This is a genomic window from Candidatus Borkfalkia ceftriaxoniphila (genome assembly GCF_004134775.1).
Classification (GTDB): Bacteria; Bacillota; Clostridia; order Christensenellales; family Borkfalkiaceae; genus Borkfalkia; species Borkfalkia ceftriaxoniphila.
This window is the reverse complement of record NZ_SDOZ01000002.1, coordinates 746,634-763,682: the sequence shown is the minus strand read 5'-3', so window position 1 is coordinate 763,682 and position 17,049 is coordinate 746,634. Positions and strand designations below refer to the sequence as shown.

The 17,049-nt window shown below is 53.2% G+C and carries 11 protein-coding genes; 10 read left to right on the top strand and 1 reads right to left on the bottom strand.

The window, feature by feature from the left end; all coding sequences use genetic code 11:
* Window positions 1-17: 17 nt before the first annotated feature.
* Window positions 18-701, bottom strand: coding sequence for an anaerobic ribonucleoside-triphosphate reductase activating protein (locus tag ESZ91_RS03665; RefSeq protein ID WP_129224254.1), 684 nt, complete (start codon window positions 699-701; stop codon window positions 18-20).
* Window positions 702-869: 168 nt separating this feature from the next.
* Here ESZ91_RS03665 and ESZ91_RS03660 point away from each other — a divergent pair, with 168 nt between their 5' ends.
* From ESZ91_RS03660 to ESZ91_RS03615, 10 genes are all read left to right on the top strand, one after another.
* Window positions 870-1,877, top strand: a complete 1,008-nt coding sequence (locus ESZ91_RS03660) for a LacI family DNA-binding transcriptional regulator (RefSeq protein ID WP_161971036.1) — start codon at window positions 870-872, stop codon at window positions 1,875-1,877.
* Between the two features lie 199 nt (window positions 1,878-2,076).
* The gene (locus ESZ91_RS03655) at window positions 2,077-4,689 is read left to right on the top strand and encodes a hypothetical protein (RefSeq protein WP_129224250.1); all 2,613 of its coding nucleotides are present in this window, start codon (window positions 2,077-2,079) and stop codon (window positions 4,687-4,689) included.
* A gap of 51 nt (window positions 4,690-4,740) precedes the next feature.
* Window positions 4,741-6,006 (top strand): MGH1-like glycoside hydrolase domain-containing protein, encoded by a 1,266-nt coding sequence (locus ESZ91_RS03650; RefSeq protein WP_129224248.1) that lies wholly within the window; start codon window positions 4,741-4,743, stop codon window positions 6,004-6,006.
* On the top strand, window positions 5,981-8,878 hold the full coding sequence (locus tag ESZ91_RS03645) for a hypothetical protein (protein WP_129224246.1): 2,898 nt from the start codon (window positions 5,981-5,983) through the stop codon (window positions 8,876-8,878). Before ESZ91_RS03650 ends, ESZ91_RS03645 begins: the two co-directional genes overlap by 26 nt.
* Window positions 8,868-10,235, top strand: coding sequence for an ABC transporter substrate-binding protein (locus tag ESZ91_RS03640; protein WP_129224245.1), 1,368 nt, complete (start codon window positions 8,868-8,870; stop codon window positions 10,233-10,235). The genes ESZ91_RS03645 and ESZ91_RS03640 overlap by 11 nt, the downstream gene beginning before the upstream one ends.
* Before the next feature lie 73 nt (window positions 10,236-10,308).
* Window positions 10,309-11,277 (top strand): carbohydrate ABC transporter permease, encoded by a 969-nt coding sequence (locus ESZ91_RS03635; RefSeq protein ID WP_129224244.1) that lies wholly within the window; start codon window positions 10,309-10,311, stop codon window positions 11,275-11,277.
* 1 nt (window position 11,278) lies between these two features.
* Window positions 11,279-12,169 (top strand): carbohydrate ABC transporter permease, encoded by an 891-nt coding sequence (locus ESZ91_RS03630; RefSeq protein ID WP_161971035.1) that lies wholly within the window; start codon window positions 11,279-11,281, stop codon window positions 12,167-12,169.
* A gap of 21 nt (window positions 12,170-12,190) precedes the next feature.
* A complete protein-coding gene (locus tag ESZ91_RS03625; protein ID WP_129224240.1) occupies window positions 12,191-14,317 on the top strand; it encodes a glycoside hydrolase family protein in 2,127 nt (708 codons plus the stop codon).
* Between the two features lies 1 nt (window position 14,318).
* Window positions 14,319-15,254: a hypothetical protein gene (locus tag ESZ91_RS03620; protein WP_129224238.1), complete on the top strand. Its 936-nt coding sequence runs from the start codon at window positions 14,319-14,321 to the stop codon at window positions 15,252-15,254.
* A 19-nt stretch (window positions 15,255-15,273) separates the two neighbouring features.
* Window positions 15,274-17,049 (top strand): glycoside hydrolase family protein, encoded by a 1,776-nt coding sequence (locus ESZ91_RS03615; protein WP_129224236.1) that lies wholly within the window; start codon window positions 15,274-15,276, stop codon window positions 17,047-17,049.

Here is a 17,049-nt window from a genome sequence, read left to right as displayed (position 1 = left end):
TTTCGAACCGTCCTTTTTTATTCGCCGCGGATTTTCGTTGTAGGTATATAGGGCAGGAGCAATTGCTTGAAGGCCTGCAGATCTTCGTCGGAATAGGCGGTAAGTCCCTTTTCGAGAACAAATTCGGAGTCGACGAAGTTTTGCAGAAAATACTTCTTTGCGCCGCGCAGCCACTCTCCGATGGCGATGAAATCCTCCGCGCGGTGATACTTTGCAACGACGGTCGTGCGGAATTCGTAGTCGAAGTCCGATTCCATCAAAAACGCCGCGCTTTCTCTGATATTTTCAAGATCGACTGCCGCCCCCGCCGTCCGCGCATATTTTTTTGGCGAATTCTTGATGTCCATCGCCACATAATCGATCAGTTTTTCCTGCACGAGCCGTTTCAGGCGTACGGGAAAAGTTCCGTTTGTGTCCAGTTTTACGGCGTATCCGAGCGCTCGGATTTTTTCGATAAAGGAAAAAATCCCCTCGTGCAGAAGCGGCTCGCCGCCCGACACACACACGCCGTCCAGAATTTTCTGCCGTTTTTTTAGAAATGCGAAAAAATCATCTTCCGTCATGCCCGCGGTGCGCCCGTCCAGAATTTCGCCGTTTTGACAAAACGGGCAGCGCAGATTGCAGCCGCCCAGAAACACGGTGCAAGCCACCTTTTGCGGAAAATCCAGCAGCGTCAATTTTTGCAGCCCCGAAATCATCATATGTTCTACCTCCGACCTTGTTTATTATATCACACGCCATGCGAAATGACAATAAAATTGTTTTACGCAAAATTGAAAAAAGGTATTGACAAGCAAATTAATGTGTGCTATCATTAAACTGTAAAAACTACACGTGTCTAATGACATATAGTGAGGATGGATCAAACGATGAAAATAACTCGGGCAACAGTGGCGAAAAAAGCGGGCGTATCCGTATCGACGGTATCGTATGTTTTAAACACCTCGCGTTATGTGTCGCCCAAGTTGACGCAAAAGGTCATGGATGCGGTGGAGGAACTGGGATATGCGCCCGATATGGCGGCGCGCAGCATGGTGACAAAGCGCAGCCGAATTCTCACGATCATAGCCAACGACCTGACCAATTCCATGTACGGCGAGATCGTCATGGCGATCGAGAGGGAAGCAGTCAAGCGCGGGTATTTTATCAATATTTGCAGCGGGCAACTGCCCTTGAAAGAATATGTCAAGACGATGATCGGCCGACGCATCGACGGCGTATATTTCGCCAGCGTGCCCGGAAAAGTGAGCGTCGAAGACATCGAACAGTTACTGGACAACGATATCGCGATCGCCTGCGGAAATTATCTTTTGCCCGACGAAAAGCGCGTAAATCGCGTGGAAGTGAACTACGGGGGCGGGATAAAGCAGGCTGTCAAACATTTAATCGGGCTGGGGCACAAAAAGATCGTCTATCTGGACGGATTTGAAAAAGATTACGTGCCCGACGAAAAGCGCAACGCGTTCATCGAGTTCATGAAGGAGCAGGGCGAAGAAGAGCCGTCCGTGCTCTACGGATTCGGCGCGGACAGTCTGACTGACAAGGAAGGCAGGCTCCTGGCACAGCAACTCGTGCGGAAGTACCCCGACGCGACCGCCGTTATCTGCTATTCCGATTTGATGGCGTACGGCGTTTTGCAGCAACTGCGCGCATTCGGATTCCGCGTACCGCAGGATATTTCGGTGGTGGGCATCGAAAACAATATTACGTCCAATTTTACGAACCCTCCGCTGACGAGCCTGTCTTTCGACAGAAACGAGTTTGCCCGCGCGATCGTAGAATGTCTGCTCGGCGAGATCGAGGGCGGACAACTTTCAAGGCGGCTCGTGAAAATGCAGTTGTGCGTGCGCGAAAGCACGGCAAAACCCAGAGATTAAAAAATTTACCAAAAAATACTACACGTGTCTAATCTTATAACCGGTTTGTAAGAATTTGGTTTCAGTAAATAGAACTACACGTATCTAATCATACTAAAAAAGGGATATCCCTTTTTTGCGTTCGCTCATCGAACGCAAAAAAGCGGTTATAAGAAAAATGCGGCGTGAGCCGTAGAATATTTATTTTCAGGAGGAGAAAATGAAAGGCAACAAAGCGATATTCAAAACGAATGTCATTGTATCGGTTTTGCTGGGTCTGGTACTCACCTTTGGGTTGGTATTCGGCGAACTGTCCGCTACGGTATTTTCCGCGCGCGCTGAGGAGACCTCACAGACCGAGGTTGAGACCTGGAACACCGACGGTTGGAGCGAATATGAACAGGACTCCATTTCCGCGACGGATGGAGGTATCCGTATGCAGGACGCTGCGTCGGAAGGTTATTCGTTCAGTAACACGAGCAAAAATGGCTATACGCTCCAAGAACTCGCTGTCAGTATGCGCGTAAAGGATGCTAAATATGAGACGGGCGTGAATGGCGCGAGCATTTATCTCGGCGTTCTGCCCGCGGATCGCGACCTGATGGCTGCGGACGGCGCGGATTATGGCGTTGCGTTCCTTCCTACAGCGGCAGATACGTATGACGCCTGGTTCGTCAAGAGAAACAGCGAGGCGACCGCCGTCCCTGGTTTTGACAACATCGCCTTTGCGAACAATGTCAAACTCAGTGCTTCGGGCACGTTGAGCGTGCTGTTCCACCGTGAGGCGGACAATCGCTGGATGATAATGATCAACGGCAATTATCAGATCGATCTGAACGGTCAGACGGAGGTCAATACTGCGCTGGACGCGATACAGTCGGCGCATATCGCAGTGGCGGCGGAGGACAACTTCTCGGGCGCAGCGGGGCAGACCATGAAAATTGAAGTCTTCCAGACGGGTTCCGACGTTCTCGGCACCCTCAATGAAAACGGCTCTATCGTCAATTCAATCGCCGGTACGACCTATGAAATGACGGACAAGGGCGTCACATTCTCGACCGACGAACCTACGGAGATCCCGTCGGATCTGAAGGCGGGCGTGCAGGAGAGTCTTTCGGGCTTGCTAGACGGATTGGTGATTTCTTTTAAAGCAGATTTGAAAAACTGCGCTTCTTATTCCATGGATATCGGCGTCGGCACCTATCATGAGCCGGGCAGATACACTTTTTGGGACAGTTTTTCGGATACGCCCGCGGTCGCGGGCAGTATAGGTATCCGTTTCAGCGCGGATATGAACGCCACTTTCCTTTTGATGACGCGCACCGCTACCGCGGGGTATGAGGATGCGAACGTTTTGATGACCGCAAGCGGCAATGTGAAAGTGAGCGAAAACGACGCGAACGAATACACCATTCAATTTTTGAAAGTCGGCGACAACTGGAACGTTCTCATCAACGGGCGCATCATGGGCAGCGCGCAGGAAGGCTTTCAGGAGCATCTGAACAACACTTTAAACAGTTTGAACGATTCGCCCGCAGTCGCGGCGATCTCTCCCTGGCTCTCCTACGGCGACGTCAAGGGAAAAACGGAAGGTTATTCTGCGGACATCACTGTTAAGGGCTACGGCACGAGGAGATGGGGCAAAGAAACCGATCCCGACGAGGGCGTGATGGGCGATGAAATTACGGGCGATCTGGAATTTTCTAAAAACAAGTGGACTTCCACCTGTCCCGAAGCGACGACTGTCGACGTAAAAGTGACGGACGAAGGCTTTGCTTTGCAGGGACGCAACGAAGTGACAGGCTTTGATATCGGTATGAATTATAAAGAAATGATCCCCGATATGGCAGGTTATGCCGTCACGTTTAAAATGCCCGAAAAAGTGCTCGCGTCTTCGGGAGCCACGCACGCCTTTTACGGTATGTATATCGGCGAGGCTACGCTGAAAAACTTTACGGAAATGAAGAGCGTTTATATCCGTTGGTCGTATGCCACCGAAAACGCGGCGGACGGCGCCAATCTCGAAGTGATCGTTTGGGACAATACGCAGGACAATCCGCAGATCGCCTCCTGTTCGCACGCGGTCCCCGCAAAAACGCAGGAGGGCAAAGAAACGGAAGTCACGGTGCGTTTCGTGTATAACGAAAAAGACGGCGCGTACCGCATTTACGCGAACGGCACGCGCATGACTACACCTGCCGTGGAAAAGACGTTGACTTCGCAACTGAATGCAATGCAGGCGAAATATTTTTATTGCAATGCGTCTTACGAAACGGACGGCGTCGGTTCTGCCTGGAGCGAGGGCGTAGACGGCGTGCAGGAAATGACGATCGTGTCGCTCGGCGGCAAAAAAATCGTCAACAAATCGCCCGAAATGGTCGCGAACGCCATGACGCTGGACGCAGAGGCGCTGTCTTCTTCGAGTGTGAAACTGACCTGGACGAAGGCGGAATATCCCGTCGGAGAGATGGATTCTCACAATTTCGTGCCCGTGGGCTATGAGATCGAACGCATCAAAGGCGACGCTTCCGCGCCCGAAAAGACGATCAAAGTACAGGGTGATGTGAACACGCTCACCTTTACGGACACCGATCTTTCGGCGGATACCTACTATTACTACACGGTATACGCTGTCGATGCGGACGGCAATCGCCTGATGGTTTCCAACAGCAATAAGCGCGTCAAAACGGCGGCGGAGGGCGGCCAGAAACCCGACGACGGCGACAAAAACGAAAGCAAGGGTTGCGGCTCGGTCGCGGGCGCGACCGCGATCGGCGCTTCCGCCGTACTTTTGGCGGGCGCGGTGATCGCGTGCTGCAAAAAGAGAAAGTAATTATTAAACCGAGGTTTCCGTCGGGAGTTTCCTCCCGACGGAAAAAGAATTATGCACGATGATTTCAAAGTTGTAAAAAGTTTTATCCGCGGCAACGCATTGAAAATGCTCAAAGAGGGCAACGGCGTATTCAAACATCCCTTTATCGATCCAGGCGCAGGTTACGAAAATAATTTGTGGGACTGGGATTCCTATTGGAGCGCATGCGCTCTGTTCGGATATTGCGAATATTTCAAAAAGTATCGGGATTTCGATTATCAACACACCAAAGAGCGCGTGGTTTGTCACGCGAAGGGCAATATCCTAAATTTTTTCGACTTACAGCAAAAAGACGGCTTTATCGCCATGGTCACGACCGCAGACGGTTTGTTTTCTTCGCTTTTAAAAGACGAACACGCCGCTGGCAAAAAGGTCAATCAGCACAAACCGTTCCTGTGCAAAGGCGTATATAACGCCAGCGTTTATTCCGAAGATTTTTTCTGGTTCGAAACCGAACCGCTTGCTCGCTATCTGCGATTTTACGAGCAAAACCAGTACGACGAAAAGAGCGGACTGTTTTTCTGGCGGAACGACCAGATGATCGGTATCGACAACAATCCCACGGTCTTCGGCATGCCCGAGGACAGCGTGGCTGACATTTATTTGAACTGCTTTTTATATACGGAATTCGTTGCGATGGCAAACATCTGTAAAGCCCGCGGCGAAGATGATTCCCAATATCTTAAAAAAGCGGAGCGTTTGAAAGAGAGCATACGCCGCGAGTTGTACGATCGGCGCGACGGACTGTATTATTCGGCGTTTATCGACGTAAAGACGCGCAAAACGGAAATTTTTCATCACGGCGTGGGCGCGTTCTGGCACAGCGTGCCGCTGAAAGTGCGCCTTTGGGCGTGTTTTCTGCCCGTCATGTGCGGTATCGCCGACGAAGCGCAGGCGAAAACGATGATAGAGCGGCATTATCTCGATGGGAATTTTTGTTGCGATTACGGCATCCGCACGCTCGCGCGCGACGAAAAAATGTATAACACCGAAAAATCAAGCAATCCTTCCAACTGGTTGGGTGCGGTATGGATCATCGCCAATTACTGCACTTACCGCACGCTTTTGGCGGCGGGGCGGGAAGATCTGGCGCGGGAGATGACCGAAAAGACGGTTGCGCTCCTTGCCAAGGATATCCGCGAACACGGCGCGATGAGCGAATCTTACGTGCCCGAAACGGGCGAACCGATGATGTACGGCGGATTTCTCAATTGGGACGTTCTCGTTATCAACATGATAAAGGATTATGAATATGGCGGATCTGAAAGGATTTTCTGAGGGAAAGCATGAATTTCGCCCCGCTCCGTTCTGGAGTTGGAACGATAAACTCGACGCGGAAGAACTGCTTTCGCAGATGAAAAAGATGCAAAAGGCGGGGTACGGCGGCTTTTTCATGCACTCGCGCGTGGGATTGATCACGCCCTATCTTTCCGACGAGTGGATGGATTGTATCCGCCTGTGCGCAAAAAAGAGCGGAGAGTACGGCCTGGACGCCTATTTATACGACGAGGATATGTGGCCGAGCGGCTACGCGAGCGGTATCGTGCCCGCCATGAGCGACGATTTCAAGGAAAAGGCGCTCGTGCTCGCAAAAGAAGGGGAGTTACTTCCCTCGGACGAACCGTTTAAAACGGTGGAATCCGGCGGCGAAAAATATACGATCGCCCGCCGCACGTGCGCCGCGGGCATGGTGCGTTTCAACGGGCAATGCTATATCGATACGCTCAATCCCCGCGCGGTGCGCGCGTTTTTGGAAAGCACACATGAAAAATACAAGGCGTGCGTGGGCGAGATGTTCGGCACGCGGATCCGCGGTATTTTTACCGACGAGCCGTGTTACGGGATCCACTGGTTCTATACCTTGCCCCACGTCACGTACAGCGAATATTTACGCGAGCGTATTTTGCGGGAAAAGGGCTACGACGTCAAAGAGCGCTGCGAAGAGTTGTTTTTCGACGTCGGAAATTACAAAAAGACGCGTTCCGACTACTATAACTGCGCGGGAAAACAGTTCGAAGAGAGTTTTACCAAACAGTACGCCGACTGGTGCGAACGAAACAACCTGTGTTTTACGGGGCATCTGATGGCGGAAGAAACCATGGCGGAACAGGCGCAGTGGACGGGCGGCGTCATGCGCCATTACGCGGATATGCAGCAGCCGGGCGTGGATAAACTGATGCGGCGAAATTCCCAACTCGTCACTTTGAAACAACTCACTTCCGTAACGGAACAACTCGGGAAAGAACGCGCGCTCAGCGAATGTTTCGCAGGGCTGGGACACGAAAGCGGCTATGTCAAGCGCAAAAAGATCATGGATTGGCAGGCGGTCAACGGGATCGATTTCGTGAATATGCACCTTTCGCATTACTCTCTGCGCGGCGAGCGCAAGCGCGATTATCCGCCCGATATATTCTATCAACAGCCATATTTTTGCGAGGAAAAACTGTTTTCCGACTATGCGGCGCGCCTTTGTCAGATCGCGGCCTACGGAAAGCGCGCGGTGCGCCTCCTCATCATACAGCCTCTCTCGTGCGTGTTCGCGCATTATAATCCCGCGGACGCGCAAAATCCCGAAAAACTCCGCGCCTACGACGAACTGTTCGCTGGCCTTTCCGAGGCGTTGCAGGCGGCGGGCGTCGATTTTCATTACGGCGACGAGAGCCTGCTGGAAAAATATGCGAGCGCCGACAAGAGCACGCTGCGCGTAGGGGCTTATTCTTACGATACCGTCGTTCTCTGCAACGCGGAGAGCCTCTCCGAGAGCACGCTGCGCCTGTTGGATCGGTTCGGCGGCAGGATCTTATGCCTGGGGCAGCGCCCCGAATGGTGCGATTTTCAAAAACGGGCGAGCGTCCGCGTCGACGAACGCTTTGACGAGATCGCGCCGCTCGTCGAACTCGTTTCCGACTGCCGCGCGGCTATATATGCGGGTGAAAACATCATCTGCTGCCGACGGACGGCGGAGCGGGGGGATATCCTGCTCTTTGCCAATACGGGCGACGAAAAACAGGTTCTGCGCGCGGAACTTCTCGACGGCGCGTTTGCGCTCGATCTGACGCACGGAAAGGCGTATCCGCTCCGTCAGAATCAGGTGACTTTGCTGGCGGAAGGCAGTCTCGCCGTGTTTACGGGAGCAATAGAAGTTTTAAAAGAATGGGGCGTTCCCGTGTGTCCGCCGCCTGCGATCGGTTGCGACGGCGTGGAGTTTTCCGACTTCGAGGCGCGGGAAATACCAGTGCACGCCGCCCGCGTGTGCGATGAGAACGCGCTCGTTCTCGATCGCGCGGATTTCGAATGCGAGGGCGTGCGGCTGGAAAATTCGCCGCTCGAAGCAATATGGCACTATCATTTTTACAAACTGCCCGAAGGCGCGCCCTATACCATGCGCTATCGGTTCTATGTGCGCGACGTGCCCGAACGCGCGCAGCTCGTCGTGGAAAATGCGGAAAACGCGCAGTATATCGCGGTCAATCAAAGACCCGTAAAACCCTTGCGTGCGCGCGGCGAAGCGCAGCGCTGCGACGAAAAGGCGTATAAAGACCTCTCTTTCACCCGCTGCGAGGGCGTTGTCCTTAAAAAGGGGTGGAACGAAGTCGAACTCCGCGCCCGCAAGATCAACAACATTACAGACGTTTGCTGTCACCGCCCCGTGCATGAAAAAAATTACGCGCCTACCGAGGCGGAGGCTGCGTATATCATCGGCGACTTTTCCGTCCTTTCGGGAGAACACGGCTATGAGATCGCCGCGCCTGAATCGCCCTTGCGGGACGCCGCTGCCGAGGGCTATCCCTTTTACAGCGGCGCGCTCGAATACGAAGCGGAATGCGATTTAAACGGACGGGAAACGCTTCTTTTGGAAGGCGACTGCGCCTACGCGAGCGTAGAGGCGAACGGACGCAAACTGACCGCGGGCGGAACGCTCGCCTTCGATACGCGCGGGATCAGCGGCCGCGTGCGGCTGAAAATCAAACTTTACAATACGCTGTTCGCCCTGCTCGGGCCCCATCATATTCGGGACTACGACGATCTTTCGTGGGTGGATGCGGGCGTGTTCAACGATTTGGACCGCTATGAAAAACGATATCTTACGAAGCCCTTCGGCTTACGGAAAATAAAAATCATACAAGGAGTGGATAACAATGAAAAGTAGGTTTCAGAAAGTGCTCCGCATTGCCGTCTGCGCAATGCTCGTCGCCATACTGGCGGTCACGACGTTGCTCGCGACGGGTTGCGGCCGTACGGATTTCGACGGCTCGACGGTTCCCGTCGATGTAAATCTTCCCAAAGACACCGCCGCCAACCTCAAAATGGGTGTTCTGGACGACGCGAGCGAGAAGACTTCGGCGCAGGCGATCATCGACGCGTTTAACGAAGTGTATCCCAATATCAAAATCACGCTCGATCCCATTTCGGGCAACTATACGCAGGGGCTTCTGTCCCGTATCAAGAGCGGCACCGTCCCCGATATTCTGTACGTGGGTGACGACACCATCTCCTATTTTGCGGAGAAAAAACTGCTTTTGAATCTTGACGCGCATATGGACGCGGCGAAATTCGATACCTCGCTGTATTATGACTCGATGATAAAACTGGGGCAGAAAAACCAGAACGGCTCGCAGTATATGATGCCGCGCGATTATAACAAAGTCGTGTGCTATTACAACAAAGACCTTCTGGCGGAGGCGGGCATCACAAAGGACAATCCGCTGTACCCGAACGACGACTGGACTTACGATGAATTCCTCGATCTGTGCGAAGCGCTGAAAAAGAGTTCTTTAAGTTCGGATATCTATCCCGTGGACGCCATGCTCGCTTGGCCGCCCGTATTCAATGCTTTTATCCGCAGTTACGGCGGCGAACTGATGACCGTGGACGGCAAGCCCGCATTCAATACGCCCGAAGCGAAAGAGGGGCTTTCCGCAATGAAGACCCTTTTGGACAAAGGATACACCATCAACCCCATGCAGAAGACCGAAGAGATCTTCAACGCCGAAAAAGCGGTCATGTACTTTGCGGTGCGCCCGATCATGAGCAATTTGCAGGTGGCGGGCATCAACTACGACGCGGTGTCTTTCCCGTTCATCGGTGAAAAAGGGTATATCGGCGCGGGCACGAGCGGCTACGGCATCGCGCGCAGCAGCAAGCACCCCAATGAGGCGTGGGCGTTCCTTGCCTTTATGATGAGCAAGGACGGCCAGCAGGCGTTCTCCAAGACGGGCAACGCCGTTCCCGTTCTGAAATCGCTCGCGACCGACGAGGACGCCATCTGGAACACCATTCCGGACATCCAGGCGCGTTTCAATCATAAAGCGTTCATTCAGTTCGACGAGAGGGATACGCTCAAAGATTATCTCAACGGCGTCAACGTAGACCTGTACGCCAAGATCGATTCGGCGATGCTCAACCTTCTGGACAATTACATGGGCTGGACGGTAGCGGCGGGCGATCCCGACGAAGTGTGCGCAAAAGTCGAAAAAGATATCAACAGAATTTTGAATTCCGACTAAACGGTCGGCAGGGCGCCGTGCGCGGATCGGACGATCCGCGCACCGCTGCCAAAGAGTAAAGGAGGCGATTTTCTTGAATACGGAGCAGGTAGCAGAAAGTGCGGCTACCGAAAAAGAGCCGCGCGGTCCCAAAAAAGTAGTGTGCGCCGTCGGAAGATATTTCAAAAAGAATTGGGTGGGGCTGTTATACGTTTCGCCCGTCATCATCGGCATACTCGTATTTACGCTGTTGCCCATGGTGACGTCGCTGTTCGACAGTTTTTTCAAGTACGACGGCATCACGGACAGGGAGTGGAATAATTTTAAAAATTATCTGCGTCCTTTCACCGCCGATTGGGAAACGTTTTCCAAATCGGTCGGCGTCACGTTCTTATACAGTTTTATCAACATTCCCCTCACCATGGTGCTTTCTTTTCTTCTGGCGCTCTTTTTAAACCAGAAACTTAAAGGGATCAAGGTGTTCCGCACGCTGTACTATCTGCCCGTGGTCATTCCCACGGTCATCTACGGCCTATTGTGGAGAAACTTCACCGACGTGCAGTACGGTCTTGCCAATTCCGTTTTAAACAATATCGGGCTGGGTTCGTTCCCCTTTCTTACGTCGGAAAATACAGCCATGATCACGCTCATCTTTTTAAACTTGTTCGGTCTGGGCGGCGGCATGGTCCTGTGGATCGCCTCTTTGAACGGCATATCGCCGGAATTGTACGAGGCGTGCGACTTAGAGGGCGCTTCCTGGTGGCAAAAACTGGTCAGCATCACCGTGCCCATGTGCAGTCCCATGATCTTTTACAATCTCATCATGGGTATCATCGGTTCTTTACAGACGTTCGGGAACGTATTCGTGCTCACGAACGGCAGGGCGGGCCCCAACAACTCGCTCTTATTCTTCGTCATGAATATTTATTTCACGGCGTTTTCCACTTCGCCCGAAATCGGCTATGCGTCTGCGCTGTCGTGGATTCTGTTCCTCATCATCGGCGTGTTTACGCTCATCGTGTTCAAGACGAGCAAGTGGGTGTTTTACGGGGAGGATTCTTAATATGGAAGAGATCGTAACCGCCGGACAAGCGGAAACGAGGCGGAAAAAAGCGAAGGTCAAGCGGGGCGTCAAAATATCCGTCAGTTACTTTTTCCTCGTTCTGCTGTTAGTGTTTTTCTTGTTTCCATTCTTCTTTATGTTCTTCAAAAGTTTTATGGGGGACAAGGAATCGTACAGTTTGCCCGTCCGCTTTTTCCCGTCGAGTTTTACGCTCACGGCGTATAAAGCCGTTCTGGACGTCACTCTTTTACAGTATTTCAAGAACACGCTGTTCGTCATCGTGTTCAACGCCATCGCGGTGCCGCTTTCGGCATCCCTTTGCGCCTACGGGTTCACCCGCGTCAAGTTCCAGGGAAGCGAATTCGTGTTTGCTATCGTGCTCGCGACCATCATGCTGCCTTCCATCGTCATTCAGATCCCGCTGTACGTTATTTTCAATTCGTTCGGCTGGATCGGGACGCTGTACCCGTTGACCATTCCGAATATCTTCGGCGGCGGCGCGGTGAATATCTTTCTCATACGTCAGTTCATGCGGGGCATCCCCAAGGACATCGAAAACTCCGCCAAGATAGACGGTGCAAATTCTTGGACCATCTACTGGCGCATCATTCTGCCGCTATGTATGCCCATCATTACTTTTATTATCGTCAACACCTTTTTGGGAACGTGGAACGATTTTATGGGACCGCTCATCTACCTTGCGGGCAAGCCCGAAAATTACACGCTCGCCATCGGGATTTACTATAAGTTCATGGGCGGGTTGTCTATGAAGAATTATCCTAACCAGCAGATGGCTGTCGGCGTACTCATGGTCATACCCCCGTCGATCATCTTCTTTATATTCCAGCGTCAACTCATCGAGGGCGTGACGTTCGGCGGTCTTAAAGGTTAATTTAAAGATAAGGAGAAAAAAATGAAACGTAAATTACTTTCTCTCGCGCTGCTCGTGATGCTCGCGTTCTGCCTTGCGGCGCCCGTCGGGGCGTTTGCCGACGGGCAGACCGCGGTACCGCGCGCCGCCATAGAAGGTCAGACCGATTGGCCGGAATTCGAACCGGTCGAAGGCGAGAACAGTACGGAGATCGAGGTGAAACCCGCAGATAAGCGTACCGCCACGGGCTGGGGGATCGCGTATATCGTCCTCATTCCCGTGGGCGCCGTCGTATGCGGCGGACTCGCCGTCCTGTTTTTCGTAAAAAAGAAAAAGGATAAAACGGAAGAGAAAAAGAACGGAGTCCGTCTCTGCTCGCAGATCCTCACCCTCGTCTTTGCCTTTACCGTGCTCGCGGGTACGGGCATCTTCGGCGTTTCGGGACTGTTGGAAGAGCGCCACAATCCCTTATATTACTATGCGGGCGCGACCGCGAGCAAAAGCGCTGCACCCGATGCGGTCAAGGGCTTTACCGAAGGACTGACCAACCGCAAAGTGCTTTCCACTTTCGATTTCGGATTGGAAAGCAAGTATGACCGCGTATATTCCAATTTCCCGCATTTCTGGAACACTTCTTCGCCCAAGCATAATTACAGTACGGTTTCTCTGAGCAGTAAAAATTCGTATAAATACGAATACGCGTACGAAGAGGACGACGGCGACGGCGCGAACGTATGGTACGTTCTCTCCGCCGACGACAAGTCTGACGTGGGCGACAACTACTATGCCGATGCGGAATATCGCCTGACCATGAACAGCAGCGACGGCGAGACCAACTACGTAGATACAAGCATTTACGATAAAATGCGCCTCGTATTCAAGGCGGAAAATGCGGGCAAGCCCGTCAATCTGACGGTCATAGCGGATACGAGAAGAAAGGAAGCCAAAGACGAGGATGACCTCGCGCCCGTCCGCTACGAACTGGGCACCTATGAAGGCAAGAGCGGCGAAAAGGTGGAAATCACTTTGAATATGGGCTCGATCGCGCCCGAAGACAGGCCGTATCTTTCGCGTATCATATTCCGCACGAACAACGAAGATATTGCGGCGAACAGCGAAAAGAGTTGTCAGAAAAACAGCCTCTATTATCTGGAACTGTATTCGACTGCCAAGACGGAAAATCAGGCGGAACTTGCGGGCGTGGGCGCGAACGAGGGCGTTACGCTCGGCATGCAGAGCGAATACTTGGGCAGTTACGGGTACAGCCTGTACGGCGCCTATTCCGCGAGCGGATTTTACGATACCTCCGACGGCAAGTGGAAGATCTGGTACGGCGCGGGCATTCCCGAAAACATCGCCAGCGACAACGTATATTATATGGAAACGACCGATTTGAACAAGGGCTGGTCGCAGCCGACGCGCCTTATCCTGAACGATCCCACGGGTAAACTGACGGCGGCGAACAAGGCGCCCGGCTACGGCGGCGATCCTTCGGTCGTCAAAGTGGACGGCACCTATTATATGTTTTTCAGCGGGCTGGAAAACACGCCTTCGCCTCCCAATAAGATATATTTGGCCACCAGCAAGGACGGTGTGAACTTCACCGTGTACGGCGCGGTGGTGGACGTGGTCAAAATGGGGTTGGGCTACGGCGCGGGATCGCCCAGCGTCGTCTATAAAGACGGCATATGGTATCTGTATTATTACACCCAGTCGCCCAGCACCGCTTATCCCGACGAGGCGACGGGCTTCGTTTTGAAAACGGGCACGACTCCCTACGAATTCGGCAAGGCGGTCGCCACGCAAAACACCTACGGCGCGGCAGACGTGAAATGGATGCCTTCTCTGGGGCTTTGGGTATGCACCGACTACACCGAGGGCGCGGAACAGGGCGGCTACGAGTTCGACTCCGTGCGCATAGGCTTTTCCAAGGACGGGCTGAATTTCTCTTTTACCAACGAACCGCTTTCCCGTCCTATCCAGGATTACACAGCAAAGACCTGCCATAACCCCGGCTTTATCGGTAACGAGTACGGCTATGGGTTCGAAACGATGTTTTTAACGTACGGCGTCAACGATTTTTCGTTGCGCGGAATGGATGCGGGCTTGCAGATGGACTGCCGTATGCTCGGCTATTCGAGAGTGACCTTCTCGAAAAAGGAGGCGTAACATGAAAAAACTCGCACTTTTGGCGATGATCCTTCTTCTGGCGTTCGCGCCCGTTTCGGCTGCGTACGCAGAGGAAACCGAAAAGACGGTGGACGGCAGCGGCGATCGGTGGGAGCAGGAATCTTCCAACGCCGCGTCGCTCGCTACCATGACCTGGGATCAGGAGGCGGACACGCTGCATTTTTCCGGTAAAGGTTACAAGGATCGCATCGGCATGAAATTCGGGTTCCGCTGCAAAATAGCCTTCGATACCGACGATCTTTCCGTCACCGTACAGTTCCCCGAAACGTTCCAGGCTCTGTATTCCGAAGATAACAACATGCACTACGTGATATCCCTCGTCAATACCTATTCGCGCTGGTGGAATACAGACGGCAACGACGTGAAGTCTGCTGCGTTCATCGTGCGTCCGCAGGCGCAGGATACGATCAGCGTGGAATTGGCGGGTCGCTGGGGTCTGGGTTCCGCGGGCTATGGTGACATTTCGGGTGCGGAGAAGACCGAATTCAAACTCGGCGAAGATAGAACGATGCAGTTCGGCTTCAAAAAGGACGGCGATGTTTACGGCGCGTATATCGACGGCGAACTCTTCGCTACCTTTGAAAAGGAACTCAAAGACGGCAATACCATGTCCGACTATATCGCGCAATACAATGAGAACAAAGGCTATCTGCAATTCGGCGCCACGCTGGAAAACGACAAGGACGACGTCGAACTTTCCTATACGCTCACGCACATGAGCGGCGCGTTGGACGCCTTTGCCGAGCCCGAAACTCCTCCCGACGACGGCGGGGATACCGAAACGCCTCCCGTTCAGCAGGGCAGCGGAAAAACTTCTGATTTCAATTGGAATTATGTCGTTTTATACGGGATCGGCGGCGCAGCGGGCATTGCCGCGCTGGTCTGCTATCTGATTTCCGGAAATAAACGTACGTGACGGGAGAGGGGGTAAAATTATGAAAAAGACGGTCGCGGCACTCGCGCTGATGCTCGGTCTCTCCTTCTGTTTTGCGGGCTGCGGGGGGCAGACGCCCCCCGGAAAAGCCCTCGAGTTCGACAAGATCGCGGGCTATACCGACAAAATGCCGCAGCGTTTGGAGATCGCGAATTTCAAGTACGGCGCGGAAATGCCGTACGGACGCTATAACGAGAGCGGCAACCCCGACTGGCACGCGCGCAGTTTTGCGTTCCGCGCGCCCGTGTACGACTATACGCCCCGCGTTTCGGGCGCGGCGCTCGAATACAAGGCGACTTCCGACTGGAAGAGCGAGGACAGCAAGGACGACTGCAACTATTTCACCGTGTACGGCTCGGATACCCAAACGGGCGCGGGCGCGGCGATTGCCGATTACCGCATGTACATTCCCGCGCTCGACGAAGAGGGGGCGGAGATCGGATTCGGCAAATATCCCAAGGAATACGAAAACTATCTTGATCTTTCCGGTTACGAAACTTTGTTTATCGACCTTGACAGCGTTTCTTCGCAGAAAAAGAACGTGGAATACGCGGTTTATTGGCTCAATCACGGCGGCGAATTGCAGAAACTGTACGATTATGCGGGCGAAAGCGGCAAACGGCAGACGGTAAAGATCGATATTTCCGATAAAGAGAGAGACGCCGTCGAGTTTATCCGTTTCGAGCAGAAGATGAAGGATATCTCCTCGGACGAAACCGTGACGATGAAACTGTATTCCATCCGCGCGGAGGCGCCCGCGCCCGTAAACGTGCGGCATGAGGACGTGACGGGCATGGACGTGACGAGCGAATATCTCGGCAATGTGCTCTACACCAAATGGGGCGCCTATTCGGCGAGCGGGTTTTATGATTCTTCGGATCAAAAAATCAAGATCTGGTACGGCGCGGGCACGGCGGAGTGCGATTCGAGCGACAACGTGTATTATACGGAATGTTCCGACCTGTCCGAGGGTTTTTCCAAACCCAAACGCATTACGACGGACGATTCCACCGGCTATAAACTCGTCGATCCGTCGGGCAAACTGAAAAAACACGACGAACAGATCGGTTACGGCGGAGACCCTTCCGTCATCAAGGTAGACGGGACGTACTATATGTACTTTTCGGCGCTGGAAAACGGGCTGGACGACGGTACTTTCACGCACTGGAACAAAATTTATGTGGCCACTTCGACGGACAGCAAGACGTGGACGGTCGCGGGCGTACCCCTCGACTGCCATACGGGCGGCACGCTGGGCTACGGCGGCGGCTCGCCCAGTGTCGTGTATAAGGACGGCGAATTCTGGATGTATTATTACACGCAGGCGCCCGATTATCGTTATCCGCAGGAGCCGTGCGGTCTGGTGCTCAAAAAGAGCACGGACGGCATTCATTTCGGGGAGGGCATCGAGATCAACCGTTCGATGTCCACCATGGACGTAAAATATATACCCTCCCTCAAAAAATGGGTTTCCACCTATTACGCGGAGGAAAATCAGTTCATGCAGGGCGCGAAAGCGGGCGTGCGCATCGCTTTTTCCGACAACGGCGTGGACTGGGATTTCGATTACTCAAACGAAAAAATGATCGCCCAGAATTTCGACTATCCCATCAATCACAACCCGGGATTCATCGGAAACGAGTTGGGGCAGGGGTACGAGACCATGTTTTTGACCTACGGCGCGAACGATCTTCCGCTCACGGTCGACGGGTACTGGTTCTCCGCCGCGCAGTACGATGCGCGCCAACTCGAATGGAGTCGTATCACCATCAAATAG

What these genes read in the sequence shown, in the direction of transcription:
- ESZ91_RS03650 (WP_129224248.1), top strand. Translation starts at nt 4,741, where the DNA reads ATGCACGATGATTTCAAAGTTGTAAAAAGTTTTATCCGCGGCAACGCA.
- ESZ91_RS03665 (WP_129224254.1), bottom strand. Translation starts at nt 701, where the DNA reads ATGATGATTTCGGGGCTGCAAAAATTGACGCTGCTGGATTTTCCGCAA.
- ESZ91_RS03620 (WP_129224238.1), top strand. Translation starts at nt 14,319, where the DNA reads ATGAAAAAACTCGCACTTTTGGCGATGATCCTTCTTCTGGCGTTCGCG.
- ESZ91_RS03640 (WP_129224245.1), top strand. Translation starts at nt 8,868, where the DNA reads ATGAAAAGTAGGTTTCAGAAAGTGCTCCGCATTGCCGTCTGCGCAATG.
- ESZ91_RS03630 (WP_161971035.1), top strand. Translation starts at nt 11,279, where the DNA reads ATGGAAGAGATCGTAACCGCCGGACAAGCGGAAACGAGGCGGAAAAAA.
- ESZ91_RS03660 (WP_161971036.1), top strand. Translation starts at nt 870, where the DNA reads ATGAAAATAACTCGGGCAACAGTGGCGAAAAAAGCGGGCGTATCCGTA.
- ESZ91_RS03625 (WP_129224240.1), top strand. Translation starts at nt 12,191, where the DNA reads ATGAAACGTAAATTACTTTCTCTCGCGCTGCTCGTGATGCTCGCGTTC.
- ESZ91_RS03615 (WP_129224236.1), top strand. Translation starts at nt 15,274, where the DNA reads ATGAAAAAGACGGTCGCGGCACTCGCGCTGATGCTCGGTCTCTCCTTC.
- ESZ91_RS03655 (WP_129224250.1), top strand. Translation starts at nt 2,077, where the DNA reads ATGAAAGGCAACAAAGCGATATTCAAAACGAATGTCATTGTATCGGTT.
- ESZ91_RS03645 (WP_129224246.1), top strand. Translation starts at nt 5,981, where the DNA reads ATGGCGGATCTGAAAGGATTTTCTGAGGGAAAGCATGAATTTCGCCCC.